The organism is Streptomyces roseoverticillatus (assembly GCF_000719265.1).
Classification (GTDB): Bacteria; Actinomycetota; Actinomycetes; order Streptomycetales; family Streptomycetaceae; genus Streptomyces; species Streptomyces roseoverticillatus.
This window is the reverse complement of record NZ_JOFL01000014.1, coordinates 55,522-80,792: the sequence shown is the minus strand read 5'-3', so window position 1 is coordinate 80,792 and position 25,271 is coordinate 55,522. Positions and strand designations below refer to the sequence as shown.

24 protein-coding genes are annotated in these 25,271 nt (G+C 74.0%); 4 read left to right on the top strand and 20 right to left on the bottom strand.

Annotation, left to right across the window (positions count from 1 at the left end; translation table 11 throughout):
• Window positions 1–107: 107 nt before the first annotated feature.
• A complete protein-coding gene (gene mgrA / locus IF61_RS0118350) occupies window positions 108–1,154 on the top strand; it encodes an L-glyceraldehyde 3-phosphate reductase (protein WP_030367509.1) in 1,047 nt (348 codons plus the stop codon).
• A 329-nt stretch (window positions 1,155–1,483) separates the two neighbouring features.
• Here the strand turns inward: mgrA and IF61_RS0118345 are convergent, their stop codons facing one another.
• From IF61_RS0118345 to IF61_RS0118335, 3 genes are all read right to left on the bottom strand, one after another.
• Window positions 1,484–2,758, bottom strand: a complete 1,275-nt coding sequence (locus IF61_RS0118345) for an MFS transporter (RefSeq protein ID WP_030367508.1) — start codon at window positions 2,756–2,758, stop codon at window positions 1,484–1,486.
• Window positions 2,759–2,897: 139 nt separating this feature from the next.
• The gene (locus IF61_RS0118340; protein ID WP_030367507.1) at window positions 2,898–3,479 is read right to left on the bottom strand and encodes a TetR/AcrR family transcriptional regulator; all 582 of its coding nucleotides are present in this window, start codon (window positions 3,477–3,479) and stop codon (window positions 2,898–2,900) included.
• Between the two features lie 68 nt (window positions 3,480–3,547).
• A complete protein-coding gene (locus IF61_RS0118335) occupies window positions 3,548–4,288 on the bottom strand; it encodes a prepilin peptidase (RefSeq protein ID WP_030367506.1) in 741 nt (246 codons plus the stop codon).
• 60 nt (window positions 4,289–4,348) lie between these two features.
• Between IF61_RS0118335 and IF61_RS0118330 the strand changes: the two genes are divergently transcribed.
• Entirely contained in the window at window positions 4,349–4,708 is a 360-nt protein-coding gene (locus IF61_RS0118330) for a DUF192 domain-containing protein (RefSeq protein WP_030367505.1), read from the top strand.
• 209 nt (window positions 4,709–4,917) lie between these two features.
• On the opposite strand, the gene IF61_RS0118325 is transcribed toward IF61_RS0118330, so the two are convergent.
• The 13 genes from IF61_RS0118325 to IF61_RS0118260 form a co-directional block, all read right to left on the bottom strand.
• A complete protein-coding gene (locus IF61_RS0118325; protein WP_043189676.1) occupies window positions 4,918–6,159 on the bottom strand; it encodes a hypothetical protein in 1,242 nt (413 codons plus the stop codon).
• A 1,205-nt stretch (window positions 6,160–7,364) separates the two neighbouring features.
• Complete coding sequence (locus tag IF61_RS0118315) at window positions 7,365–7,994, bottom strand: OmpA family protein (protein ID WP_030367502.1); 630 nt, start codon at window positions 7,992–7,994, stop codon at window positions 7,365–7,367.
• Window positions 7,995–8,001: 7 nt separating this feature from the next.
• Entirely contained in the window at window positions 8,002–8,598 is a 597-nt protein-coding gene (locus tag IF61_RS0118310) for a hypothetical protein (RefSeq protein ID WP_030367501.1), read from the bottom strand.
• A gap of 58 nt (window positions 8,599–8,656) precedes the next feature.
• On the bottom strand, window positions 8,657–9,349 hold the full coding sequence (locus IF61_RS0118305; protein WP_030367500.1) for a pilus assembly protein TadG-related protein: 693 nt from the start codon (window positions 9,347–9,349) through the stop codon (window positions 8,657–8,659).
• 8 nt (window positions 9,350–9,357) lie between these two features.
• Window positions 9,358–9,522: a Flp family type IVb pilin gene (locus IF61_RS35330; RefSeq protein WP_030367499.1), complete on the bottom strand. Its 165-nt coding sequence runs from the start codon at window positions 9,520–9,522 to the stop codon at window positions 9,358–9,360.
• A 174-nt stretch (window positions 9,523–9,696) separates the two neighbouring features.
• Window positions 9,697–10,593, bottom strand: coding sequence for a DUF5936 domain-containing protein (locus IF61_RS0118295; protein WP_030367498.1), 897 nt, complete (start codon window positions 10,591–10,593; stop codon window positions 9,697–9,699).
• A 20-nt stretch (window positions 10,594–10,613) separates the two neighbouring features.
• Window positions 10,614–11,561, bottom strand: coding sequence for a type II secretion system F family protein (locus IF61_RS0118290; RefSeq protein ID WP_030367497.1), 948 nt, complete (start codon window positions 11,559–11,561; stop codon window positions 10,614–10,616).
• 15 nt (window positions 11,562–11,576) lie between these two features.
• Window positions 11,577–12,920 (bottom strand): TadA family conjugal transfer-associated ATPase, encoded by a 1,344-nt coding sequence (locus IF61_RS0118285; protein ID WP_030367496.1) that lies wholly within the window; start codon window positions 12,918–12,920, stop codon window positions 11,577–11,579.
• Window positions 12,917–13,255, bottom strand: a complete 339-nt coding sequence (locus IF61_RS0118280; protein WP_245684550.1) for a pilus assembly protein — start codon at window positions 13,253–13,255, stop codon at window positions 12,917–12,919. Before IF61_RS0118280 ends, IF61_RS0118285 begins: the two co-directional genes overlap by 4 nt.
• Before the next feature lie 290 nt (window positions 13,256–13,545).
• Complete coding sequence (locus tag IF61_RS0118275) at window positions 13,546–15,219, bottom strand: CpaE/TadZ family protein (RefSeq protein ID WP_030367494.1); 1,674 nt, start codon at window positions 15,217–15,219, stop codon at window positions 13,546–13,548.
• Window positions 15,220–15,233: 14 nt separating this feature from the next.
• Window positions 15,234–15,956 carry a Flp pilus assembly protein CpaB gene (gene cpaB, locus IF61_RS0118270; RefSeq protein WP_030367493.1) on the bottom strand — a complete coding sequence of 241 codons (723 nt, stop codon included), beginning with the start codon at window positions 15,954–15,956 and terminating at the stop codon, window positions 15,234–15,236.
• Between the two features lie 70 nt (window positions 15,957–16,026).
• Entirely contained in the window at window positions 16,027–16,932 is a 906-nt protein-coding gene (locus IF61_RS0118265) for a hypothetical protein (RefSeq protein WP_245684549.1), read from the bottom strand.
• A gap of 230 nt (window positions 16,933–17,162) precedes the next feature.
• On the bottom strand, window positions 17,163–18,017 hold the full coding sequence (locus IF61_RS0118260) for a trypsin-like serine peptidase (protein ID WP_030367491.1): 855 nt from the start codon (window positions 18,015–18,017) through the stop codon (window positions 17,163–17,165).
• A gap of 251 nt (window positions 18,018–18,268) precedes the next feature.
• Between IF61_RS0118260 and IF61_RS0118255 the strand changes: the two genes are divergently transcribed.
• A complete protein-coding gene (locus IF61_RS0118255; RefSeq protein ID WP_030367490.1) occupies window positions 18,269–19,582 on the top strand; it encodes a M14 family metallopeptidase in 1,314 nt (437 codons plus the stop codon).
• 43 nt (window positions 19,583–19,625) lie between these two features.
• Here IF61_RS0118255 and IF61_RS0118250 read toward each other — a convergent pair whose 3' ends face one another.
• Genes IF61_RS0118250 through IF61_RS0118235 form a run of 4 tightly spaced genes read right to left on the bottom strand, consistent with a single transcriptional unit; the run spans window position 19,626 to window position 23,544 of the window.
• Window positions 19,626–21,086: a GntP family permease gene (locus IF61_RS0118250; RefSeq protein WP_030367489.1), complete on the bottom strand. Its 1,461-nt coding sequence runs from the start codon at window positions 21,084–21,086 to the stop codon at window positions 19,626–19,628.
• A 42-nt stretch (window positions 21,087–21,128) separates the two neighbouring features.
• Window positions 21,129–21,533, bottom strand: a complete 405-nt coding sequence (locus IF61_RS0118245; protein ID WP_030367488.1) for a RidA family protein — start codon at window positions 21,531–21,533, stop codon at window positions 21,129–21,131.
• Window positions 21,530–22,300, bottom strand: a complete 771-nt coding sequence (locus IF61_RS0118240; protein ID WP_030367487.1) for an IclR family transcriptional regulator — start codon at window positions 22,298–22,300, stop codon at window positions 21,530–21,532. Before IF61_RS0118240 ends, IF61_RS0118245 begins: the two co-directional genes overlap by 4 nt.
• Complete coding sequence (locus IF61_RS0118235) at window positions 22,297–23,544, bottom strand: sugar kinase (protein WP_052392792.1); 1,248 nt, start codon at window positions 23,542–23,544, stop codon at window positions 22,297–22,299. Before IF61_RS0118235 ends, IF61_RS0118240 begins: the two co-directional genes overlap by 4 nt.
• 255 nt (window positions 23,545–23,799) lie before the next feature.
• Here IF61_RS0118235 and IF61_RS0118230 point away from each other — a divergent pair, with 255 nt between their 5' ends.
• Window positions 23,800–25,119: an alanine racemase gene (locus tag IF61_RS0118230; protein ID WP_078660313.1), complete on the top strand. Its 1,320-nt coding sequence runs from the start codon at window positions 23,800–23,802 to the stop codon at window positions 25,117–25,119.
• Window positions 25,120–25,271: the final 152 nt, after the last annotated feature.

Sequence of the window (25,271 nt, the reverse complement as noted above, 5' to 3'; positions counted from 1 at the left end):
TCCAGCCCCTCCAAGCCACGGCGGTCGCCCCGAGGGCGCCACATTACTGCCCGCGTGTCACGGGAACCCAACTCGGTCTGTCACAAGACCGTGATAGTCAGATGCGCATGACCGATTCCACACATTCCGCTCACTATCGTGCGGCCGATTCCCGCTACGACGCCATGGAGTACCGGCGAACGGGCCGCAGCGGCCTGAAGCTGCCGGCCATCTCCCTGGGACTGTGGCACAACTTCGGTGACGACCGCAGCCTGGAGTCGCAGCGCGCCATTCTGCGCCGCGCCTTCGACCTCGGGATCACACACTTCGACCTGGCCAACAACTACGGCCCGCCGCCCGGCTCCGCCGAGCTGAACTTCGGCAAGATCTTCGCACAGGACTTCCGGCCGTACCGCGACGAGATCCTGCTCTCGACGAAGGCCGGCTATCTGATGCACCCAGGCCCGTACGGCGAGTGGGGCTCCCGGAAATACCTGCTGTCCTCGCTGGACGCGTCGCTGCGCCGGATGGGTGTCGACTACGTCGACATCTTCTATTCGCACCGGTTCGACCCGGAGACCCCGCTGGAGGAGACGATGGGCGCGCTCGCGTCCGCCGTCCAGCAGGGCAAGGCGCTCTACGCGGGCGTGTCGTCCTACAGCGCCGAGCAGACCGCCGAGGCGGCCCGGCTGCTGCGCGGCATGGGCGTGCCGGCCCTCATCCACCAGCCCTCCTACTCGATGATCAACCGCTGGACCGAGGACGACGCGCTCCTGGACACCCTGGAGGCGGAGGGCATGGGCTGCATCGCCTTCGCCCCGCTCGCGCAGGGCCTGCTGACCGACAAGTACCTGCACGGCGTCCCGGAGGGCTCGCGCGCCTCGCAGGGCAAGTCCCTGGACCCGGCGCTGCTGACCGGGGACGTGGTGGGCCGGCTGCGGGGCCTGAACGAGATCGCCGGGCGGCGCGGGCAGTCGCTCGCCCAGCTGGCCCTGAGCTGGGTGCTGCGCGACCCGCGGATGACCTCGGCGCTGATCGGCGCGTCGAGCGTGGCCCAGCTGGAGGCGAACGTGGCCGCGCTGGGGGCGCCGAAGCTGACCGACGGGGAGCTGGCCGAGATCGATGCCCTCGCGGTGAGCACCGAGGGCGTCAACATCTGGGCCCGCCGCGGCTGACCCCCGGGCCGGAGGGCCCGGGTCGCACGGATCGTCACCCAGGGTGATGACGGGGAAAGAAAACGGGCCGGTCCGTGGGGGGGATACGGACCGGCCCGAGGGGGGGTTTCCACCTTAACCGGTCTGAGGCCGTGCTCGTTGCACCGACGGGGGTGACGACCCTCGGGATGCTGACACTCGGTGACTTTTTGATCATGAGTGGGCGGGCCCGGCCCGGCGCGGCCGGAGGCCCCGGGGGCCCGCCAGTACTGGGCCTACGGCGTAGAACCAGCCATTCCGCGGACAGTCCCCGCGACCTCTTGGGCACACTTCGATAACGTCCGGAAAAATCACGGCCGACTTGACGCGGCGATGGGCCCGGGCGCGTCGGAGAGCCGTTCGGGGGATGCGGACGGGGACTCCGGGGCGGAGGCGGCGGAGGCGGAGGCGGGTGCGCCCGTGGGAGCCGCGGCGGCCGCGGCAGGCTTCCGGCGGGCGCGGGTGAGGTCGGGGACGAGGGTGAGGAGCCCCACGACGGCCAGGGCGGCGCCGAGCCACAGCGGGGCGCGCAGGCCGGAGGCGTCGACGGCCAGGCCGCCGGCCGACGAGCCGATGACGATCCCGAGGGTGATGCACGAGGAGTGGATGGTGTTGACCAGCGGGCGGGCGTTGCCTGCGCGCTGGACGCGGGTGACCATCGCCGGGTTCATGGTGACGCCGACCAGGCCCATGCCCACCGTGAACGCCACCGCCGGGACGGGCAGGTGCGCGGTCAGGGCGAAGCCGGCCAGGAAGAGGGCGTTGAGCGCCAGGCCGCACAGCAGGACGGGGACGGCGTGGCGGTCGGCGAGGCGGCCCACGACCCAGTTGCCGGCGACGGTGGCGGCCCCGTAGGCGATGAGCAGCAGGGGGACGGCGCCCGTGGAGAAGCCGGTGAGACCGGTGAGGACCGGGTTGAGGTAGCTGAACGCGGAGAACGTCGCCCCGATGACGAACGTGCTGGTCGAGAGCGTGAGCCAGAGCTTGCGGCGCTTGAAGACGGCCAGCTCCTGGCGGAGGCCCCCGCCCTCGGTGGAGCGCTCCACGGCGGGGATGCCGGCGGCGGTGCACAGCGCGGCGAGGGCGGCGAGGGCGGAGATGGCCCAGAAGGCGGCGCGCCAGCCGAAGTGCTCGCCGACGAGCGTGGACAGCGGGAGGCCCAGCAGCGTGCCGAGCATCAGGCCGTTCAGGGCGACGGCGGCGGCCCGGCCGCGCAGCTCGGGGCGGGTGAGCTGGGCGCACAGGGACAGGGCGACGCCGAAGAAGGCCTGCGAGGCGACGCCCGTGACGATCCGCGCCGCCAGCATCGCGCCGTAGGTGGTCGCGGTCGCGGCCAGCACGTTGCCGGTGAGGAAGACGGCGAACAGCACCAGCAGTGCGGTCTTCGGCCGCAGCCGCATCACGGCCACGGTCAGGATGGGGCCGCCGAAGGCCATGGCGAGCGCGAAGGCGGTGATGAGGTAGCCGATCTCCGGAATGCCGGCGCCGAGCCCTTCGGCCATCTGCGGCATCAGTCCGGCGACGACGAATTCGCTGGTCACCATGGCGAAGATGCCGAGGGCCAGGAGATGGACGGCGCGGGGCATGGTGGGGTGCTCCTTAGGGAGGTTGGACCGCTTAGTTTTGGATTGATCAGTACAAAATTTGGGCGCGCGAAGACGGGGTCGGACGGGGGTCGCCCGGAAGGAGAGACCGGAAGGAGAGAAAGGAGAGAGGGGAAAGCCGTCAGACGGCGTCGAGCGTCGTGCGCACGATGCCCTCCAGCGCCTCCCGCCCCACGCCGAGACGCGCCGAGACGCGCATGCCGCCGATGGCCGCGATGACGAAGTGCGCGAGCGCGCCGGCGTCCTTGGCGCGGTCGATGTCGCCGTCCCGCTGCCCGGACTCGATCGCGGCCTTCAGGGCCTCGAACCGCCGCCGGTAGTCGCGCTCCAGCACCCGGGCCACTTCGGCGTCCCTGGCCGCGAGCTCGATACAGGAGTTGACGACCAGGCAGCCGCGGCCGTCCTCCGCGTAGAGCCCCTCCTCCTCGACGATGACGTCGAGGAGCGCCCGGAGCTTCTCCCGGGCGGGCAGCCCGCCCTCCAGGACGGCGTCGATGTTCCCGTTCTTGCGCTCCATATAACGGAGCAGGGCGCGCCGGAAGAGGTCGTGCTTGCTCTTGAAGGTGTTGTAGATGCTGCTCCGGCCCAGCCCCGTGGCCTCGCAGAGGTCCTGGGTCGAGGTCGCCTCATACCCGGCGGTCCAGAACGCCTCGAGCGCGGCGTCGACCGCCCGTTCCTCGTCGAACTTCCTCGGTCGGGCCATGATCCGACCGTAGCAGTTTTGGATCGACCGATCCAATAGTTCGCCCGGGGCCGCTCCTCACCTCCCCCTCAGCCGGCCACCGCCCCTCCGGCCAGCACCCCCAGCCACGCACCCGCGATCATGAAGGGGCCGAAGGCCAGCGCCGTCCCGCGCCCCGCCCGCCGGGCCGCCAGCAGCGCCACGCCGTACAGGGACCCCAGCAGCAGCCCCGCGAAGGCGCCCAGGAACAGCACCTGCCAGCCGTACCAGCCCAGCGCGCAGCCGAGCCCCACCGCAAGCTTCACGTCACCGAACCCCATCCCGGCCGGGTGGACCAGGAACAGCGTGAAGTACCCGCCGCCCAGGGCCGCCCCGCCGAGCAGCGCTTCCGGCCACGACCCGGCCGCCCCGGGTATGAGGGCGGCCGCGCCGAGCAGGACCGCCGTCCCCGCGGCCAGCGACAGCGTCAGGACGTCCGGCAGCCGCCGCACCGAGCGGTCGACCGCGGCCAGCAGCACGGCCACCGGCGCGGCCAGCAGCCACACCGCGAGCTCGGGCCGGGCCCCGACCACCGCCGCGAGCACCCCGCACACCAGGGCCGTCACCACCACGGGCAGCAACGCCCCCGGGCCGTACCCCTCCCCGCACACCCCGCACCGCGCCCGGCCCAGCCACCCCGCGACCGCGTGCCCGCACGGACCCGCCGACCGCCACGGCTCCTCGGGCTCGACGCTCAGCCGATACCCGGCCCGGGGCACCAACTGCCCGGCCACGGCCCCGTAGACGACCGCGGCCGCGGTCAACAGCGCTTCTCCGCCCCCGAGATCCATGACCCCGAGATTACGGACATCCGCACATCCCCGCCCGGGCCTGTGGATAAAGTCCGGAGCATGCCCCGCAGACAGGACGGCACGGCCCGGCTGCACGTTCCGGGAGGCCCGCCGGTCCCCCTGGAGATCGCCGCGTCCTACCGGGCCCGCACCCGGGGGCTCCTGGGCCGCGACGCCGTCGACGGCGCCCTGCTCCTCACACCGGCCGCGAGCGTGCACACCTTCCGGATGCGCTTCGCCATCGACGTGGCCTATCTGGACCGCCACTTGACGGTCCTCGCGGTCCGCACCATGCGGCCGGGCCGGCTCGGCCTGCCGCGCCCCCGGGCCCGCCACGTGCTGGAGTCCGCGGCGGGCGCCATGGAGGGCTGGGGCCTGCGCCCCGGCGCGAGGGTTCGCTTCGAGGACGCGCCGGCCTGAGGCGGGTCCGGCACCGCCGGGCTGCACCGTCGTGGCTGATCACCGCTGCGGCGGGTTCAAGGATGCGGGGCATCCTTGACCTGAACGCGCACTGATGAAGGGGTTCGTCCCCTTCTTTTTCTTTCCGCCGCAGCGGTGAGCAACTACAGCAGCGGTGAGCAACTACAACGGTGCAGCCCGGCGGTGCCCGGCCCGCATCAGCCCGTACGTCACGCCCCAACTCCCCGCGACCGCCGTCGCGCCGCCCACGTCCAGCCCGCGAGGCCGGCCAGGAGGGCCGAGCCCGTGCCCACGCCCGTGTAGCCGATGACGCGCAGCCGCCCGCCCCGCTCCTTGTCCCTGGCGGGGATGATGCCGGAGACCGGCTTCGGGGCCGGGGCGGCCGGCCGGGCCTCGGCCACGTCGACGTCGAGCGTCACGGGCACGGCCGCCGCCGCGGACGCCCCCGTTCCCGCGCCGGCCCTGGGGCTCAGGCTGGCCTGGAGGTAGTACCACCCGGCGAACCGCATGCCCCGCACGGCGTCCCCCACCGCCACGCCGCCGCCGTACGCGGCCGGGGGCGTGGCCAGGGAGACCACCGCGTCCTTGCCCTGGTACCCGGTGGTCCGGTTCATCACGTAGCCCCGCGCGGTGTTGTTGAGCCCCAGGCGGACCCCGCCGGCCACGTACGGGGAGGCGCCGCCGGCCGGGGCCGCGCCGAACCGGGCGCGGGCGAAGAGCTGGCGGCCCGCCGTGACGGCCACGCGGTAGAAGCGGGTCTCGCCGGGGCGGAGCTCGTCCTTCCAGGAGCCGGCGCCCACCTCCGCCGCGTCGTTGAAGCCGGACCCGCCGCTGACGGCCCTGCCCGGCCCGTCCGGCATCCGCGGCGCCTGCGAGGCCCAGGCGCCGCCCGGGGAGGACGGGCCGCCCTGGCCGCCCGGGCCCTCCTCCCCCGCAGGCGCCGTGACGTACTGCAGCTCCACCGGCACCGGCGCGCCGTCGCCGCCCGCCGCGTCGCCCCGCTCCAGCACGAACCGGTACGTGCCCGCGGCCGCGCAGGCGCTGCCCGCCCGGGGCACGCGCTCCGCGTAGTCGGCGACGGGATAGGCGCCCCCGGCCGACAGGAACGTGCGGTGCCTGCCCGCGCCGCACGGCGTCCCGTCCGGTGTCTCCAGGGCCACGTCGATGCCGTCCCTGGGCCCCATGGCGCTGCCGGGCTTCGGAGCGGCCACGGCGGAGACGTACGCGTTCGACGTGCCGTCCAGCTCGACCGTGTAGTGCTTGCGCTCACCGGGCCGGACGGAGTCCTTGTACGTGTGCGGGCCCGGTCTCAGCGGCGGCCCGCCGTCCCTGGCGAGCGCGCCTTCGATCACCTGGGCGCCCGGGGCCATCGCGTACCCGGTGAGAGCTCCGGCCTCGCCGGCCGCCCCCGCCCTTCCCGTCACCGCCATCAGCAGCCCCAGCACCGTCACCCCGACGACCCCGCCCCTCGCCTTCCCGCGGCCCCTCATCCCACGCCTCCCTCACCACTCCCCCGGCATCCGCGCCGCCCCATCCTGCCGTGCCCGCCCCGGAGTTCGCGACCTTCCGGTCCGGCCCGCGCAGGTCGTCGAGCGCCCGGCGGACGGTGCGGACCATGAGCCGGGGGCGGTGGAAGACGTCATCCCTGGTGAAGCGGAGGATGCGGCGGATCCCGGCGCAGCCCGCGAGGTCGTTGAAGCGCATCGTGTCGTTCTGGTGGGCGGCCCTCGTGCCGTGCCAGGTGAAGCCCTCGATCTCGATGCCGAGGCCCTCCGCCCGGAAGAGGAAGTCCAGCCGCGCCGTACGCCCGCGGGCCGTCGTCACTTCCGCCTGGGACTCCGGGTGCAGGCCCGCCGCGGCCATCTCCAGGCGGGCCTTGGTCTCCGCCGGGGAGCCGCTGGCCGGGTCGGCGAGGGCGAGCGCCCGCCGTGCCGCCCGGGTGCCCGGCCGGCGCGGCGCCTCCTCCAGCGCCCGCGCGACCTCCTCCCGGCGCACCAGGCCGTGGGAGAGCGCGGAGTCGGCGGCGATGACGGCCTCGTCCCCGGGCAGGGCCCGCAGCAGGTCGCACAGCGTCCGCACGGCCGTGGTGACGCGGACGCCCGAGACCACGGCGACCTCGCTGTCCGCGAGCGGAATCCGGTGGACGACGGCCCCGGCCCCGCGCTTGCGCCCCCGGACGGAGGTGAACTCGGGCCTGCACGGCCGTATCAGCACGATCCCGTGCGCGGCGGCGGCCGCGCTGTGGCTCGCGACCAGCTCGGGGCAGTGCAGCTGCGCGGCCCGCAGCCGCAGCCGCAGACCGGCCTCCCGGCCCGGCTCCGCCCACGCGCCGGCGTGCAGCCGGGACCAGCCCGCACGGCGCAGCGAGCGGGCGGCCGCGCCACGGGAGAGGCCGGCGGCCACGGCCTGGGACGTCAGCACGATTCCGCCCTGCACGGCGGCCAGTTCACGCAGGCGCGCGTGAGGACCGTGCGGGCGCGGCTGATCAGCCTTCATGCACGGGTGGTCGGACTTCACGCATCGGTGATCGGCCTTCATGCATCAAGGACAGCCGATCCCCGCCCGTACGGCGACCCCTGTGGATAACCCGGAAGCCGAGGAATCCCCGCGCCTCCAGCCTCTCCAGCCCCTCCAGCCCCTCTAACTCCTCCTGCCCCTACCTCCGCCGCGGGAAGCTGACCTCCACCCTCCGGTTCTTCGTGCGCCCTTCCTCCGTGGAGTTGTCCGCGATCGGGAACTGCTCGCCGTACCCGCGGATCTGGTACGCGACCGAGGACGAGCCGATCTCCTCGGCGAGTTGCCGCTGCACCGCGTCGGCCCGCTCCTTCGACAGCGTGAGGCCGTGTTCGGCGGAGCCGAGGTTGTCGGTGAAGCCGAAGACGCGCAGGGTGCCCGCCTTCTGCTTCTTCGCCTCCGCCGCGATCGCGCTGATGCGCTTGCCGGCCTCGCGGCCGAGCCGCGCGCTGTCCTTGTCGAAGAGGACCTCGGCCTGGAGGGCGAAGGTGACGTCCACGTTGGTGTCCTCGCGCCGCTCGTCGCCGCCCTCCGTCTCGACCACGGACTTGATGTCGAGGACCCGCCCGGCCGCGAGCTTCGCGCCGGAGCGCAGCTTCAGGTCCGGATCGGCGCCGTCGATCTTCACGGGCGGGGTCGTGTTCGCCGGGCCGCCGGGGCCGGAGCGCCCCTGGGCGGCCGCGGGCGGGGCGGCGGGCAGGGCGGCCACCGCGAGGAGCGTGGTCAGCGCGGCGGCCAGAAGGGGGCCGCAGCGGGCCCGGAGCGTCGGCACGGCGCACTCACCCCGAGATCTTGACGTGGACGGACGGCATCGTGGGCAGCTGGAAGTCCACCTCGTTGACGTCGGCCGGGGGCGCGGGGAACTGTGCGAAGACCGGCCGGCTCTCGCTGGGCTTGATGTTGGTCAGGCCCGTGCTGCACAGGCACTCGCCGTCGGTGTCGCGGAGCACCAGGTAGCGCTTCTTGCCCGAGGCGTCGACGAGCGAGGCTCCCGAGACGGAGGAGCGGGACTTCATCTCCGTCTCCTTCGACAGCCAGTGGATCGCGTTGAACGGCCGGGAACCGCGGTTGGTGAGCGTGCCGTTGACCGTCACGAAACCGCCCTCGTCCCGGACGACGGAGGTGATGGCCAGGGCTATCCCGTCCGGTCCCTTCATCTCCCCGATCGCGCCGGACGGCGGCTGGTCCTGGGGGCGGTTCTTGGCCTCGCCGCGCTGCGCCGAGGCCTTCCCGGAGGCGCGGGCGCCCGCGCCGTCCGCCTTCCCGTCCCCTCCTCCGCCGCCGTCCCCGCAGCCCGCCGCGGTCAGGGCCATGACGGCCGCGAGCACGGCCGCCGCGGCGCCCCTGCGGGCCTTCGTCGTGTGCCGCATCCTCATGGTCGTGATCCTTCGTTCGTCGGGCGGGCCCGGACCGGACCGGTTCCGGTCGCCGGGTTCACGCGCCGTCCGCCAGCCGTACGGTGAAGAGCGTCGCCGCCCTCACCGGAGCCCCGGGCCGGTCCGGCTCGATCCGTACGGTCTCGCCGTCGCAGACGATCTCGACGGCGGGCTTGCCCTGCGCCGGCGCGCCGGTGCCCGGGCTCGCGGACGGCCCCGGGCTGCCGGAGGGCGACGGGGCGGGCGGGGCGGGCGGCGGCCCCCAGCAGCGCGGTTCGACGACGGCCCGCGCCGTAGCAGTCGCGTGCCGGTCCTCCGTCCCGGGGATGACGGACTTCCCGACCGCGGCGTCGGACTCGACCGTGACCGTGAACGCGACCGGAAGCGGGCCCCCGGAGGCGACGCAACGCCCTTGGACGTGCGCACCGTTGGCCTGGGCATAGGGTTCGGCCCCGCCGCAGGCCGCCTCCGGATCGCCCAGGCGGCCGGCCAGCCAGTCGGCCCACGGGCCGCCCGTGCCGACGGCCGTCAGCAGGCCCGTACGGAGCTGGTCCCGGTACGTCTGCGCGGCGGCGAGGGCCGCGGCGTCGGCGGCGGTCCCGGCGCCGTTCTTCGTGGCGCCCGCCCGGCCGACGGCGAAGAACGCCAGGGCGAGGAAGAGGAGCGCGGCCACGGCCGTGAGGTAGATCGGGAACGCCTGTCCCCGGTCGCGCCCGACGCCGGTCCAGCGCCCCGCCGGCCCCCCGGTCAACCGCCCGGTCAGCCTCCCGTCACCTCGGTGATCTTGTCGGAGATGGCGCTCGCGATCGCGCTCCCGAAGTCCGTCCGGGTCAGCACCAGGACGATCGCCACCACCACGGCGATGATGCCGAGGTACTCGATCGCGGTCTGCCCCCGGTCGTTTCCCAAGAAGCGCTTTCCCATCACGTTTCCCTCCGTCGGCGGCCGGCCCCGTCCGGGCAGGCGGGCGAGCACAAGAAAAGTACGCCGGAACAGGCGTAGCGGAACAGACCATCCGCCACCATTCACCCTCTGTTAAAGGGAGTTGGGACCCCGGCAAAGGGAGTTGAAACCCCAGCAGTCCCACCCGCACCGCGGTCACCTCCCCACCAGGTCGCCGAGGTCTGTGCCCGACCCCAGGAAGAACCCCGCCACCAGCAGGATCATCGTGGCCGGGACCATGAACGTCGTGATCACCACGGTCGCCTTCGGCACCGCGCGCGCCGCCCGCCGGCGGGCCAGCTGGGCGTCGACGCGGCGCATGTCGCCGGCGATGGCGATCAGGGTGTCGACGATGGGGGCGCCCAGCTCCTCGCCCTGCTGCAGCGCCGTGACGAACTGCGCCACCTGCTCCGAATCATTGCGCCGGCGCAGCTCCTCGAACGCCTGCCGGCGGCTCACGCCCATGTCCATCTGGCGCAGCGTGATGCGCAGTTCGTCCGCCCACGGCCCCTCGTAGCGCTCGGCGACGCGCTCCAGGGCCTGCCGGAAACCGAGGCCCGCGCTGACCACGACCGCGAGGACGTCGAGGAAGTCCGGCAGCGTCCGTTCGATCGCGGCCTTGCGCTCGCGGACGGCCGCCCGGATGCCGACCTCGTTCCAGAAGAGCCCGAAGGCCACGAGCAGGAGGGCGAGGAGGAACTGCCCGTCGGCGGCCATCACCAGCGCGCCGCCGAAGCCGAGGGCGCCGTAGACGGCGCGGCGGGCCGCGTACCGGTCGACGGTGAGGCCGCCGGGGTTGCCCGCGCGGTCGATCCGGCTGCGGACCCTCGCCACCCGCTTGCCGCCCATCATCCGCAGCACCAGCGGCGCGTAGCGCATCCCGAGCCGGTCCACGGCCGAGCCGACGACCGTCGTCCGCGTGGAGCCGACCTCCAGGGCCAGCGCCAGGTCGTCCGGCAGCCTGGCCTCGCTGCGGCAGAGGACGACACCCGCGACGACACCCGCCACGGACAGCGCGGCCAGCAGGCCCAGCAGGATTCCCAGCAGTCCCATGTCCGTTGCGCCCCCGCCCCTCAGACGTCGATCCTGGACAGGCGCCGGATGACGAAGAACCCGAGCCCGTAGAGCACGAAGGCGGTGACCACGGCCGCCTGGCCCGGGAACGACGAGGTCATCCGGTCGATCGAGCCGGGCGCGATGCGGTCCGTGAGCAGCAGCGTGCCGAGGCCCATCAGCGGTACGACGTACGCCGTGACGGTCACCTGGGACAGCTGGGTGCGGACCTCGCGCCGGGTCTCCTTGCGCTCCTCCAGCGTCCGCGTGAGGTTGCGCAGCGAGCTGACGACCGTGCCGCCGGCCCGGTTGGACAGCACCAGGGTGGTCACGAGGACGACCAGCTCGCGGGAGGGCAGCCGGTCGGCCAGCTCGCCCAGCGCGTCGTCGACCGAGTGCCCGACGGCGAGCCGGTCGGCGACCTTGCCGAGCTCCTCGCCGGCCGGCGCGTCCATCTCCTCGGCGGCCATGCCGAGGGCGGTGCGCAGCGCGAGCCCGGCCTGGGTGGCGTTGGCGAGGATGCGCGAGAGCTCGGGGAGCTGGTTGATGAACTTCTCGATGCGTTTGCGGCGCTGGCGGGCGAGGAAGCCGGACGCGGTCCAGACGGTGACCGCGGCGGCCAGGGGCCCGAAGAACGGCGCGAGGGCGCCGGCCGCTACCAGCCACAGCCCGGCCGCCGCGCCCAGCGTGCCCGCGGTGAACTCGGCGGGGGTGACGTCCAGGCCGGTCGCGGCGAGCCGGCGCTCCAGCCTGCGCCCCGCCCGCGTGGCGCGCAGCCGCCGGTCGAGGCGCGCGAAGCGGCGGGGGCTCCCGGCCGGCGGCAGGGCGGGCGCGTCGGCGAGCCGCTCGGCCAGGGCGCGGCGCTGCGCCTTCCCCGACGCGTAGAACTGCAGGCCCGCGATGCCCAGGACACCGGCCAGCAGGGTGGCCCCGACGGTCAGCGCGACCAGCTGTCCGAGATCGTCCATGATCCCCTCTCCCCCCTACCTCTGTCCCGCTTCGCGGACCGTCAGCTCGGCGGGGAACGCGGCGACGCCGAAGGCCGGGGGCACGGACTCCCCGGCGAGCCGCAGCCGGTCCGCGACCCGCTCCGGCACCGGGAAGCAGCGGAAGCCGCCGCGCACGATCCGGTCGGCGTCCACCGGCAAGGCCTCGAAGCGGCTGACGGTGGCCAGGCGGTAGTCCTCGTGGCCGTGGGAGTCGAGCAGGGCGACCTCCGCGACGCGGCGGGATCCGTCGGCCTGCCGGGTGAGCTGGATGACGCAGTCCACGGCGCTGTTGATCTGGTCGCGCAGCGCCTCGTAGGGGACCTTGACCTCCGACATCGAGGCGAGCGTCTGCAGCCGCATCAGCGCGTCCTCCGCGCTGTTGGCGTGCACGGTGGCCAGCGAGCCGTCGTGGCCGGTGGACATCGCCTGGAGCATGTCGAGGGTCTCGCCGCCGCGCACCTCGCCGACGATGATGCGGTCGGGGCGCATGCGCAGGGAGTTGCGCACGAGGTCGCGGATGGTGATCCGGCCCTTGCCCTCGACGTTGGGCGGCCGCGATTCGAGGCGGATGACGTGCGCCTGCTGCAGCTGCAGTTCGGCGGCGTCCTCGACGGTGATGATGCGCTCCCCCTCCGGGATCAGCCCCGAGAGGGCGTTGAGCAGCGTCGTCTTGCCGGAGCCGGTCGGGCCCGACACCACCACGTTGAACTTCGCCCGGACGAGCGCGGAGAGCAGCATCAGCATCCGCTCGTCGAGCGTGCCCATGCCGATGAGCTCGGTCAGGGTGTACGCGCGCGGGAAGCGGCGGATGGTCAGCGTCGCGCCGTTGAGGGCCAGCGGCGGGATGATGACGTTGACGCGCTCGCCGCTCGGCAGCCGGGCGTCGACCATCGGGTTCGACTCGTCCACGCGGCGGTTGACGGTGGAGACGATGCGCTCGATGGTCTGCATGAGCTGCTCGTTCGACGCGAAGCGCACGGGTACGGGCTCGACGCGGCCCGCGCGCTCGATGAAGATCTGGTCGGGCCCGTTGACCATGATCTCGGTGATGGAGGGGTCCTCCAGGAGCGGTTCGAGGACGCCCAGGCCGAGCGCCTCGTCCACGACGCGGCGGATGAGCCGGTCCCGCTCCGCGGTGGACAGGACCGGCCCCTCGCGGCTGATGATGTGGCCCAGGACGCGCTCCAGGCGCGTGCGGCGCTCGGAGGCGGCGAGGGCCGACATCTCGGCCAGGTCGATCTCTTCGAGCAGCTTGGCCCGGTAGACGGGGACGAGGTGGTCCGACTCCCGGCCGCCGGCGGCCGGTTCGGGGGCGGTGATACGGGCCCGCAGGCTCACGGCGCGCTCCTCAGTGGCGGGTAGGGGTCCGCCGGGCAGGGCATCGTGGCCCGGCGCGTCACGGACCTCTCGCCGAGCAGCGGCAGCACGGCCGGGATCACGACCGTGACTTCGGCGGTGGTCTGCGGGGCGCCGGCCGCGCACGGCGCCGCGGCCGGCGCTCCGGCCATCCGCAGCCACCCGCTCATGGCCGCCCGCCCGGCCGCGGCGGGCGACATGCGCGGGTCGTCGAGCGACGCGGTCCGCGCCGCCGCCCGGGCCGCGCTGCCGGCCTGCTGCGCGGCGTACGCGGCGAGCCCCAGCTGGATCGCGGCGAGCCCGACGAGCAGGAGCACCGGCAGGAACCCGATGAGCTCGATGGACAGAGACCCGCGGTCACGGCGGCGGACGGATCGTCCGGGACGAGCATCCGATCCCGGCTGGTGGGGCCCCTCAACCCGGCCGGCGGCCACCCGGCCGGGTGCGGGCCGGGGGTCTCCCGGCCGGACGGACTCCTTCGCGCGGACGGCCGTCTCCGGGCGGACGGCCCCTCGCGGCACAACCCGCCCGGCCGCCGGAGGCCCTGCCGCAGCCCGCCCGGCCGCGATCCGGCCGCTCACATCGCGTCCCGCACGCCGCCGCGGGCTCACCGCTCCTCCTCCGCCGCGCCCGCTGAACCCGTCACCGTCCACGGCCAGTTCACCAGGCCCGGGAACAGCGCGGGCACCTGCAGGGAGACCTCCGCGCGGACGACGCCCGTGCCGCGCCCGCCGCACTCCGGGCCGCCGCGCCACGCCCCCGGCAGGTCCGCCCGCGCGGCCGCCGCGCAGTCGCCCCCGACGGCGGCCGCCCGCGCGCCCTTGTCCGCCGCGTTCCCGGCGAGCGCGTACGTGTAGCCGACCAGCACGCACTGCCACACCACCACCAGCACCGCGAGGATCAGCGGCAGGATGCCCAGGAACTCCACGGCGACCTGCCCCCGGTCGCCGCCCCCGCGCCGCCGGAAACGGCCCATCGGCACGGGAGAGAGCTGATCGGCCCCGGTGCCGCCGCCGCTCCCTATGGCCCGCCTGCGCCGTGCGCCGCCGGTGAGCGACCGGCCCGCATGGGCGGCGGCGCCGCGTAAGGGCCCGGCACCCGCGCCCGGGGCGGTGATCAGGCCGAGCTCCCCCGCGAGGGCCCACAGGGCCTGCCGCACCCCCGAGCGGGCGTCGAGGTCCTGCATCCGCCCCGAGTCGACGGCGGGCTGCAGCTCCTTGTAGCCCGCCGGGACCGTCGTCCGGGCGGTCCGCGTGCCCGTGGTCCGCTCCACCAGGGCGGGCTGGATCTCGCTGTGCCGGGTGTGCCGGTTGAGGACGGTCACGGTGTCGGCGGCCTTGCGGACCTGCAGCCGGTCCCACAGCCGCACCATGCGCTTCGCGGCCCGTACGGACACCACGTCCGGCGTCGTCACCAGCAGCGCCACGTCGGCCGTCTCCACGACGGCGGCGCCCGCGGCCGTCATCTGCGTGCCGCAGTCGGCGATGACCAGTTCGTACCGGCTTCGCAGCGCGGCCGCGATCTGCCGGGCCGCGAGGTCGCCGACCTCCTCGCCGCGCTCCCCGTCGGCGGGCGCCAGCAGCAGCCCGAGGCCCGTCGGGTGCGGGAAGACGGCGTCCTGCAGGACCCGCGGCGAGATGTCGCTGATGCCCGCCAGGTCGGCGATCGACCGGCGGAACTGCACGTCCAGGTACGAGGCGATGTCGCCCGACTGCAGGTCCAGGTCGACGAGTACGACGCTCCGTCCGGCGGCGCACGCGGCGAGGGCGAGCTGGACGGCGGTGACGGTCGTCCCGACGCCGCCCTTGGCGCCGGCCACCGCGAGGAGCGTCCCGCCCGGCCCGCCGCCGGACCCCTCGCCGGCGCTGCCCAGGTGGCGGCGGACGCCGGTCGCCCAGTGGGCGGCGGCCTGGACGCGGGCGCCGACCTCGTCGTACACCAGCGGCAGGCCGGCGAGGCCGCGCGCGCCCGCGTCCATGGCGGCGGCGTAGAGGGCGGGCCCCTGGTCGGCGGTCACGAGCACGACGCCGGTCGCCGGGAAGCGCAGGGCCACTTCGCGGATGACCTCCAGCGCGGGCAGGGGGCCGAGCCGCTCGTGGACGAGCACGACCTCGGGGAGCTCGTCCACGGAGGCCGCCGCCAGCACGGCGAGCGTGTCGAGCAGGCGGGCCGAGTCCCCGACGGCCTGCAGCGGTTCGACGCCGGGCAGCTGGCCGAGCAGGCCGCCGATGGCGCGGGCGGCGTCCGGGTCGCCGACGGCCGGGAGGATCCTGATGGTCACCGTTCTCCCCTGCTCTACTTGTCGCCGTCGAGCGTGTAGGTGCGGTCGCTGCCGCTGACCGCGTCGTCGCCGCCGGGGGCGACCAGCGCGAGCCGGACGTGGGAGGCGAAGGACTCCGCGTAGGCCACCCGCTGGGCGTCCTTGGTGTCCAGCGCGAAGGTGATCGGCACGGCCTCCCCGCCGCGCCGCACCCCGGCCGTGCCGCTGCCGCTGTCGCGGTCGAAGGGCGTCAGCTTGCCGACCTGGATGACCTGGGCGTTGGTGACGATCACCTTGGACACCGGCTTGCCGCCCTGGTCTTTGCCGTCGAAGGTGGCGTAGACGTTGACCTTCGCCCCGGCGTAGATCTTGCCCGCGACGCCCGTCGCCGCGTCGATCATGATGGCGATCTCCTGCTGGCCGGGCCGCAGCGCCGGCCGGGCGACGGCCATGTCCTGCTGGAGCAGCGATCCCCTGCGGAGGGGAGTGACGGAAATCTTGCCGTCGAGGTAGCGCAGGTCGGTGACGGCCGTGGACGGCAGCCAGCGGCGGGGCATCGAGACCTTCTCGAAGCGGTCCTTGGCGTCCTCCAGGTGCTGGTAGGCCGGGATGTCGGCCTTCAGCCGGTACGCCGTGGCCTCGGGGCCGAGCTTGGACTCGGCGTCGTGGACGACCGCGAAGACTCCGGCGAACGCGGCGAGGGCGCAGAGCACCGACAGGAGCAGGAGGATGATCCCGCGGCGCTGACGTGAATTCATGGGGCGGCGAACCTCGTTCGGGGACGTGACCGGGCGGACGCGGCGGACCGGGGGGCGCCGAGGACAGTGCTCAGCGGCGGGCCGGGACGGCGGAGGCCGCCGGCCGGACGCGGCGTGGCGGCGGCGGGCCCTGTCCCCGGCCGCCGCCGTCGGCGCGCGGCAGGGGCCCGGTGCAGAACGCGCATCGGTCGCCGATGAGTTCGAGACCGCACCAGTGGCACTCCTCCCGCCGGACGGACGCCACGAGCTGGTAGAGCACGGACGGATCCGGGATGGCCGCCGCGAACTCGACGGCCCGCCGGGTGCCCCACCAGCGCCGGGACTCCTCGGGCAGCACGGTCTCCTGGGCGCCCCGGACCTGCCAGCGGGGGGCGAGGGTCCCCAGCACCCAGTCGTCGCCGCGGACGGGCTTGCCGCGGGCGACGGTCATCCACGTGGCGAAGCCGGGGCCGGCCGGGACCTCGCCCCCGCCGACGCGGACCAGCCGCGGGCCGGGGTTGAGGAGGACGGCGAACCGCGCGCCGGGCAGCGCGGACGCGACGTGCGCGCCGAGCCCGACCTCGACGCGGTCGAGCCGGGTGACGCTGGAGAGGAGGGCGCCCGCGTGGATGTAGTGGGCGAGCAGCCGGGCGGCGGAGGCGAGCACGCCGGGGCTCAGGTCGGAGACCGACAACTGCCGTAACTGCCGGGCCAGTACGCCCACGGCGAGCGGCGGCAGCGCGACGGGCAGCAGCGCGATCCGCTCGCTCTCCAGCACTGCCCGCACGGCGTGCAGGCGCCGCACGTACGGGCCGGGGAGCGAGTCGGGGTAGAGGACGACGACGTGCCCGCACCGGTCGAGCAGGACGGACGCCCGGGCGACGGCGGTCTCCAGCGGCTCTTCGGCGGGCGGCCGGAGGACGGCGGCGTCGGGAACCGGCCCGTCGGTCGGTGAGATCACCAGGTCGGGGCTGGTGACTGCTATCGCAAGGGGCACGTCGGCTTCCCGTTCCCTCCGGTGCCGCGGGGCTGCGGCGGATGCAGCACGACACTGGCTGCCCTGTGCCGGCGCCTCCGCACTTTATCCATGAACGGAGCGGCTGAGAACCGGTCCTCGGAGAACCCTTGCCCGAAACCCCGCGATCCACCGGAGGCCCGCTCACCCGGACGCCTGCCGCCGGACCGGCCCGGAGGCCCGTCCGGCAGCGGGTCAGGGACGGAGGAACGTCACGGCTTGGGCAGTTCGCAGCCCGGGAGGCCCAGGTCCAGCTTGTTGCCGGTGGTGAAGCACTTGGCTATGCCGTACGTCTCCTGGGCGTAGTTGATGCCCTGCCGCACGGTCACCTGGCCGTTCTCGTCCTCCTCGCACGGGTTGTTCATCGTGCAGCGCTCGCCGCTCTCGTTGCCGGTGTTGTTGATCGCGACGACCTTGCCGGTGTTCGCGTCGAGGACCGGGGAGCCGGACGTGCCGCCTATCGTGTTGCACGACGAGGTGTAGCGGAGCGAGTCCTTCCAGGTCCAGTCGGCCTCGCGGAGGCGGTAGACGAACCCGTCGGCGTTGCAGCTGTAGATCTTCTTCCAGAAGCCGGAGACGACCTTGATGGACGTGCCGGCCACGGGGTGGTCCGAGGAGAGGCTCAGAGCGTCGATCTTGTAGCGCTGCTTGATCTGCGCGTACGTCGTGTTCAGCTCGTAGAGGGTGACATCCGTGTCCGTCATCGTGGCGTATGAGACTTTTGTGGCGCGCAGTGTGGCAACCTTGCCCGCACTGGAGTTCAGCAGGCTGAAGGTCCGCGTGGACGGCCGGTCGGTGATGACCTCGCCGGGCCCCGGCATGCCGGTCTCCAGGCAGTGACCGTTGGTCATGACGAGGCCGGGGTCGTTGTCCGACGAGCCCGGTAGGCGGACCAGGGAGCCTGAACAGTTGCTGAGCGCCACGGTGCCCGCGAAGCCGACCGCCTTGGGCCTGTCCTTGGCGCCCGCGGCGCCGTCCGGGGAAGCCGCGGTGGCGGTGCCCGCACCGGCCACGGTCGCTCCCGTGAGGAGCAGCGTGGCGAGCGCACCGACGAGAGGTCTTCTCATGGGGGGTGGTTCCTCTCTGAGCCGAGCCGAAGCCCTGTTCGGTTTTGACATGCGCATTGTTGGTGTCGGTGGGGGTGGGCGCAATCAGCCGGACCGAAGTCACCGGAGTGAAGGGCAACTTGGCCGGAATCCCTCGCCTCTCTTACGTTGACCTGTTCATGACAGCGCTCGACACTGACCACGCAACCCCCTTATCACCCCCCCGCGACACCCCCCACCCGTCGCACGACTGGAACCCCCCAGGAGACCGCATGCGACCCCGTTCGCGCGGCAGATGGGCGACCGCCCTCGCCGCAGTGCTCACCCTGGCCCTGGCCGTCCCCGCCGCCTCGCGCGGTGCCGAGGAGGCCCGCGGGACCACTCACGAGTACGAGGTCACCGGCCCTCGTACCGCCGCCCAGCGCACCGCCGTCGCCGCGACCGGCGTCTCCGTCGACGCCGTGCGCGGCACCTCGATCGTCGTCACGGCCGACGCCGCCCAGGCCGAGCGCATCCGCCGGATGGGCTACGGGGTCAGCCGGTTGCCGGGGCCGCCGGACCGCTCGGGCGGCCGGGCCACCGAGCCGTACGACTTCCCGCCGGAGGACTCGAAGTACCACAACTACAAGGAGGCCATGGCGGAGGTCGACGCGGACGTCGCCGCCCACCCGGCCATCATGAGCAAGAAGGTCATCGGCAAGTCCTTCGAGGGACGCGACATCGTCGCCGTCAAGATCAGCGACAACGTCGCCACGGACGAGGACGAGCCCGAGGTCCTCTTCACCGCGCACCAGCACGCGCGCGAGCACCTCACCGTCGAGATGGCCCTCTACCTGCTCAAGGAGTTCGGCTCCAAGTACGGCAGCGACCCGCGCGTCACCAAGATGGTCGACTCCCGCGAGATCTGGGTCGTGCCCGACGTCAACCCCGACGGCGGCGAATACGACATCGCCACCGGCTCGTACCGCAGCTGGCGCAAGAACCGCCAGCCCAACGCGAGCTCCGCCTACCGCGGCACCGACCTCAACCGCAACTGGAACTACAAGTGGGGCTGCTGCGGCGGCTCCTCCGGCAGCCCCGGCTCCGAGACCTACCGCGGCGCGGCGGGCGAGTCCGCGCCCGAGGTGAAGGTCGTCGCCGACTTCGTCCGCAGCCGGATCGTCGGCGGCAAGCAGCAGATCAAGTCGGGCATCGACTTCCACACGTACAGCGAGCTGGTCCTGTGGCCCTTCGGCTACACCTACGACGACACCGGCCCCGGGATGAGCCAGGACGAGCACGACGTCTACGCGACGCTCGGAAAGTCCATGGCCGCCAGCAACGGCTACAAGCCGGAGCAGTCGAGCGACCTCTACACCACCGACGGGACCATCGACGACTGGCTCTGGGGCGACCAGCGCATCTTCTCGTACACCTTCGAGATGTATCCGAACGAGAGCGGCGCGGGCGGCGGCTTCTACCCGCCCGACGAGGTGATCGACCGGGAGGTCGCGCGCAACCGCGACGCGGTGCTGCAGCTGCTGGAGGCCTCGGACTGCATGTACCGGGTCATCGGCAAGGAGGCGCAGTACTGCAAGCAGAAGTAGCCCGCCGCACGAGCGGTCCCGGCGGAGAGCCGCCGGGACCGCGTCACGGCACCACCGCGCTCAGGGCCGCCGCCACCGCGAACCCCGTCACCGACAGCACCGACTCCAGGACCGTCCACGACGCCAGCGTCTCCCGCTCCGGGATGCCGAAGTACGTGGAGACCATCCAGAACCCGCCGTCGTTGACGTGCGAGGCGAAGACCGAGCCCGCCGAGACCGCCACGACGACCAGGGCCAGTTGCGACTGCGAGTGGCCGCCGCCGGACAGGAGCGGGGAGACGATGCCCGCCGTCGTCACGATCGCGACCGTCGCCGAGCCCTGCGCCACCCGCAGGGCGACAGCGATCAGCCACGCCAGGACGATGACCGGCAGCCCGGCGCCGGCGAACGCGTCGGCCAGCGCCCGGGCCACCCCGCTGCCCTTGAGGACCGCACCGAAGACGCCGCCCGCACCGACGACGAGCAGGATGTTGCCGACCGGCTTGAGCGAGGCGGTCGAGACGGCCTCCAGCGACGCGCGGGACCAGCCGCGCCGCAGGCCCAGCAGCCAGTACGCCAGGAGCAGGGCGATGGTCAGCGCCACGAAGGGGTGACCGAAGAACTCCACGACCGAGCGGCCCGCGCTCGGCGCGAACGCCACCGAGGAGAACGTCGCGAGGAGGATGAGCAGCAGGGGCGTGCCGATGACGGCGAGCAGCGTGCCGAGCGCGACCGGCTTCCCGGGGGCCGGGCCCCGCTGCGCCGTCGCCGCCCGCTTCGCCTCCTCGGCCGCCGCCGCCATCTCCCCGGGTACGGGGAGGAAGAGGCGGCGGCCGATCCAGGCCGCGTACGCCCACGCGGCCAGAACCGCCGGCAGGCCCGCCGCGGCGCCCATGAGGATCACCCGGCCGAGGTCCACGTGCAGCAGCCCGGCCGCGGCCACGGGGCCCGGGTGCGGCGGCAGGAAGGCGTGGGTCATGGAGAGGCCGGCCAGCAGCGGCAGCGCGTACAGCAGAATCGATTTCCCGCTGCGCCGGGCTGCCGCGTACACGATCGGCGCGAGGACGAAGATGCCGACGTCGAAGAAGACCGGTATCCCGAAGACCACGCCGGTCACGCCCATCGCGAGGGGCTCGCGCCGCGCGCCGAAGAGGGCGAGGAGCCGGCCGCTGAGGGCCTGCGCGCCGCCTGAGACCTCCAGGACCGAGCCGAGCATCGTGCCGAGCCCGACGATCACGGCGATGTGGCCGAGGGTGCCGCCCATGCCGGCCTCGACGAGCGACACGGCGCCGGACTTCTGAACCGTGCCGAAGAGCTCCGTCACGGACAGCCCGGCGCCGAGTCCGACGGCGATGGAGACGGCCAGCAGGGCCACGAAGGGCTGCAGCCTGGCCTTGATGATGAGGAAGAGGAGCAGGGCGATTCCGAGGGCGGCGACGGTCAGCAGACCGCCGGTGCCCGGGACGAGGGCGAGCAGCCCTCCGGTGCGGCGCTCGGCCGCGTACGTGACGGATACGACGGACACGCCGGACACGGCGTCCACCACCCCCCGGCCCCGGGACGGCCGTCAGCCGAGGACGGCGAGTGCGTCGATCTCGACGAGCAGGCCGGCGGGGAGGCCGACGTAGACGGTCGTACGGGCGGCGGGTACGGACTTCAGGCCGGCGAAGTACGCGTCGTAGATCTCGTTGAACTCGGCGAAGTGGGCGGTGTCGGTGAGGTAGATCCGCATCATGATCACGTCCTCCCAGGCGGCGCCGCCCTCCTCCAGGACCGCCGCGACGTTGGCGAGGGTCTGCAGGGTCTGGGCGCGCAGGGAGTCGCCGGCGGGCGTCGGCGGCTGCCCCGCCACCGCCGGCAGGAAGCCGACCTGGCCGGCGACCTGCAGGATGTTGCCCTTCTTCACGCCGTGCGAGAACTTCGCGGGCGGGGTGGTGTGGGTGGGGGGCGTGACGGCGGTCTTCTCGGTCATGGTTTCGCTTTCTGCAGGGGTGGCGGTGTCGTACCGGAGTACTCCGCGCTGATGGCGTCCGCGGTGCGGCGCAGCAGCGGGAGGAGTTCGAGGAGTTCGGCCGTGCCGACGACGACGTTCGGCGCGGAGACCGAGCAGGCGGCGACGGCGCGGCCGTCGGTGCCGCGGACGGGTGCGCCGATGCAGTTGATGGACTCCTCGTGGCCGCCGAAGTCGGTGGCCCAGCCCTGTTCCCGCACGGTCGCGAGCTCGTCGAGGTACGCGGCGGCGTTCGGCGTCGAACGGGCCGTGTAGGCGGGGTAATCGAGCCGCTCGGCGACGGCGCGCCGCTCGGGCTCGGGCAGGTCGGCGAGGAGCAGCTTGGCGACGGCGGCGACGGTGATCGCGACGGGCTTGCCGATGCGCGAGTACATCCGTACGGGGTAGCGGCTCTCGACCTTGTCGATGTAGAGGACCTCGCCGTCCTCGTACACGGCGAGGTGCACGGTGTGCCCGCAGCGCTCGTTGAGCGCGGCGAGGTGGGGGTGGGCGATCTCGCGGACGTCGAGGTTCTCGGCGGCCTGCTGGGCGAGGGCGAACAGGCGGGTGCCGAGGCGGTAGCGCTGGTCCTGCTGCCGGTAGACCATGCCGTGCTCGTGGAGGGTGCGCAGCAGGCGCAGCGCGGTCGACTTGTGGACGCCGAGGCGGGCCGCCACCTGCTCCAGGTTGGCCGGACCCTCGGCGAGGAGCGGCAGGATCCGCAGGGCGCGGTCGACGGTCTGGCTCATGGGGTGCGTTCCTTCGCGCTGGCGGGGGCGGCGGGGGTGGGCTCGGTCCAGCCCGGGCCGAGTCGCAGTCTCCCCCAGGCTTCGGGGCCGAGGGCGGCGAGCCGGTCGGCGTGGTCGCGGCGGGGCGGGGCGGCGAGGTCGCCGGGGGCGGTGAGGGCGGCGGCGGCCATGAGGTGGCCGTGGCGCAGGCACTGTCCGGGGGTCAGCCCGCGGAGGGTGCCGTGGAGGAATCCTGCGGCGAAGGCGTCTCCGGCACCGACGGGGGCGACGACGTCGACGGAGGGGGCGGGAGCGGAGACGACGACGTCGACGGAGGGGGCAGGGGCGGAGACGACGGCGTCGGCGAGGGGGGCGGCGTCGGTGCGCGGCGTGCGGGCAGCGGCAGTTCGTGCGTCGCCCGTGCCCGGCCCGCCCCCGGCCGTGAGTACGGCATCCGTGCCCGGCCCGCCCGCGGCGGCGCGCACGTACGCCGTCGCCCCCGCCGCGCCCTGCTTCACGACGAGGACCCGCGGCTCGGGCAGGGCGGAGCGGATCGCGGCGGCGCCGTGGAGGCCCCAGGCGGCCTCGGCCTCGTCCTCGCCGACGAAGACGAGGTCGCTGCGGCGGGCGAGGGAGGCCAGGACGGCGGGACCCTCGGGGGCGTTCCGCCACAGCGCCACGCGGTAGTTGACGTCGAAGGAGACGAGGGGGCGTCCGGGGCGGCGCTCGGTGAGGGCGCGGAGAAGGGCGAGGCAGCCGGCGGAGAGGGCGGCGGTGATGCCGGTGAGGTGCAGGACGTGGCCGGACCAGGCGGTGGCGCGGGGGATCACCTCCGGCGACATGGCGGAGGCGGCGGATCCGGCGCGGTAGTAGAGGACTTCGGAGTGGGGCGGGCCGGAGGCGCCGGGCGGGTCGGGGAGGCCTGCGGACCGCTCCCCGGCCGTACGGAAGTACACGCCCGTCGGCCGGTCGGGGTCGCGCTGGACGGCGGAGACGTCCACGCCGTACGCGGCGATCGCGGCCACCAGGTGGTCGCCGAAGCCGTCCGCGCCGACCCTGCCGACCCATCTCGTACGGTGCCCGGCGGCGGCCAGGGCGCAGGCGACGTTGGACTCGGCGCCGCCGATGCCCCGGGCGAAGGTGGCCGCGCCGGCGAGCGGCGCGCGCTCCGCCGCCGGGCGGAAGGCGACCATCGACTCGCCGAGGCACACGACGTCGGCGGGTCGGTGGTCGCCTTCCGGGGTCCTCCGGGCGGCTGCGGTCACGGTCGGCCCTCGCTCCTGGTCCGGGGTTTGTGCGTGTCCGGGTTTGTGCGCGTCCGGGTCGTACGCGCCCTGGTCGTCCGCGTCCTGGTTGTCCGCGTCCTGGTTTGTACGCGTCCTGTCACGGTCGTGCCCGGCGCGTGAGACGACCGTTGACCCGGTACTTGGCGGGATGTTAGACAGCAGCCAGCGCAATGCGCAACGGTCGTTGCACAGAGTGCAACGACAGCACACACCAGACCCACCCCGGGAGGCTCCATGGCCACCGCCGACGCGACCACCGGCACCGACGGCCCCGACGGAACCGCCGTCGACGCCGTCGCCCGGCTCGCGGACACCCGCGTCGACCACCGCTTCAAGGGCCTGCCCCCGGACGCCGAGGGCCTGACCGTCGGCGCCCTGGCCGCCGAGCGCCGCTCGCTCTTCACGGGCGGCTTCACCACGCCCGTGCTCGCCCTGTCGGCGGAGGCGCTCGACCACAACCTCGCCCTCATGGAACGCTGGTCCGCCGGGCACGGCCTGGCCTTCGCCCCGCACGGCAAGACCACGATGGCGCCGCAGCTGCTGGAGCGGCAGATCGCGCACGGCGCGTGGGGGATCACCGCGGCGACCGTCTCCCAGGTGCGCGTCTACCGCGCCCACGGGATCCGCCGCGTCTTCCTCGCCAACGAGGTCGTGGACGCCGCGGCCCTGCGCTGGCTCGCCGCCGAGCTGGACGCCGACCCGGAGTTCCGGCTCTTCACCTACGTCGACTCCGTACGCGGCGTCGAGCTGATGGACGCCGCCCTCCGCGCCGCCGGGGCCCGCCGCCCCCTCGACGTCGTCGTCGAACTGGGCGCCGCGGGCGGCCGCACCGGCGCCCGCACCGAGGCCGATTGCACGGCCGTGGCCGACGCCGTGGCCGCCGTGAGCACCCTGCGGCTGGCGGGCGTCGGCGGCTACGAGGCGGAGATCCCGGGCGCGGACGGCGAGCTCGTCCGCGCGTGGCTGCGCCGGCTGACCGCACTGGCCGCCGGGTTCGACAAGGCGGGCCGGTTCGCCGGCGTGGAGGAGGTCGTCGTCAGCGCGGGCGGCAGCGCGTGGTTCGACGCGGTCGCCGAGGTCTTCGCGGAGCTGCCGGCGCTGTCGGTGCCGGTGCTGAAGCTGCTGCGGTCGGGTGCGTACATCACCCACGACGACGGGGCGTACCGGAAGAAGACCCCCTTCAACCGCCACCCCGAGGAGGGCGAACTCCGCCCGGCGTTCCGCCTCTGGGCCCAGGTCGTCTCCCGCCCGGAACCCGGCCGCGCCTACCTCAACGCCGGCAAGCGGGACGTGCCCTACGACCTGGACCTGCCGGTCGTACGGGCCGTGCGGTCCGCACGGGACGGCTCCGTGCGGGGCGGCGACGGCATGACCGTGATCGGCCTCGCCGACCAGCACGCCTTCGTGGAACTCGCGGAGGGCACGGAGATCGAGGTCGGCGACTGGGTGGGCCTGGGCCTGTCGCACCCGTGCACGGTGTTCGACAAGTGGCAGCTGATTCCCCTGGCCGCGGAGGACGGCACGGTCACGGATTACATCCGCACGTTCTTCTGACGGCCGGCCGCCCGGCGACGGCGGGTCCCGCACGATGCCGCACCGGCCACCACGACGGCCGTCCAGCACCGCCGGACCGCGCCGTCGTGGCTGATCGCCACCGCGACGGGAGGGGGAGGCCCGGCCTCTCGACGCAGCCCGCCACGGCTGCG

Bases quoted from the DNA above. Each gene is read 5' to 3' on its own strand.
- IF61_RS0118345 (WP_030367508.1), bottom strand. From the start codon at position 2,758: ATGCCCCGCGCCGTCCATCTCCTGGCCCTCGGCATCTTCGCCATGGTG.
- IF61_RS0118230 (WP_078660313.1), top strand. From the start codon at position 23,800: ATGGCCACCGCCGACGCGACCACCGGCACCGACGGCCCCGACGGAACC.
- IF61_RS0118245 (WP_030367488.1), bottom strand. From the start codon at position 21,533: ATGACCGAGAAGACCGCCGTCACGCCCCCCACCCACACCACCCCGCCC.
- IF61_RS0118335 (WP_030367506.1), bottom strand. From the start codon at position 4,288: ATGGATCTCGGGGGCGGAGAAGCGCTGTTGACCGCGGCCGCGGTCGTC.
- IF61_RS0118340 (WP_030367507.1), bottom strand. From the start codon at position 3,479: ATGGCCCGACCGAGGAAGTTCGACGAGGAACGGGCGGTCGACGCCGCG.
- IF61_RS0118260 (WP_030367491.1), bottom strand. From the start codon at position 18,017: ATGAGAAGACCTCTCGTCGGTGCGCTCGCCACGCTGCTCCTCACGGGA.
- mgrA (WP_030367509.1), top strand. From the start codon at position 108: ATGACCGATTCCACACATTCCGCTCACTATCGTGCGGCCGATTCCCGC.
- IF61_RS0118295 (WP_030367498.1), bottom strand. From the start codon at position 10,593: ATGGGACTGCTGGGAATCCTGCTGGGCCTGCTGGCCGCGCTGTCCGTG.
- IF61_RS0118330 (WP_030367505.1), top strand. From the start codon at position 4,349: ATGCCCCGCAGACAGGACGGCACGGCCCGGCTGCACGTTCCGGGAGGC.
- IF61_RS0118255 (WP_030367490.1), top strand. From the start codon at position 18,269: ATGCGACCCCGTTCGCGCGGCAGATGGGCGACCGCCCTCGCCGCAGTG.
- IF61_RS35330 (WP_030367499.1), bottom strand. From the start codon at position 9,522: ATGGGAAAGCGCTTCTTGGGAAACGACCGGGGGCAGACCGCGATCGAG.
- cpaB (WP_030367493.1), bottom strand. From the start codon at position 15,956: ATGAATTCACGTCAGCGCCGCGGGATCATCCTCCTGCTCCTGTCGGTG.
- IF61_RS0118240 (WP_030367487.1), bottom strand. From the start codon at position 22,300: ATGAGCCAGACCGTCGACCGCGCCCTGCGGATCCTGCCGCTCCTCGCC.
- IF61_RS0118290 (WP_030367497.1), bottom strand. From the start codon at position 11,561: ATGGACGATCTCGGACAGCTGGTCGCGCTGACCGTCGGGGCCACCCTG.
- IF61_RS0118310 (WP_030367501.1), bottom strand. From the start codon at position 8,598: ATGAGGATGCGGCACACGACGAAGGCCCGCAGGGGCGCCGCGGCGGCC.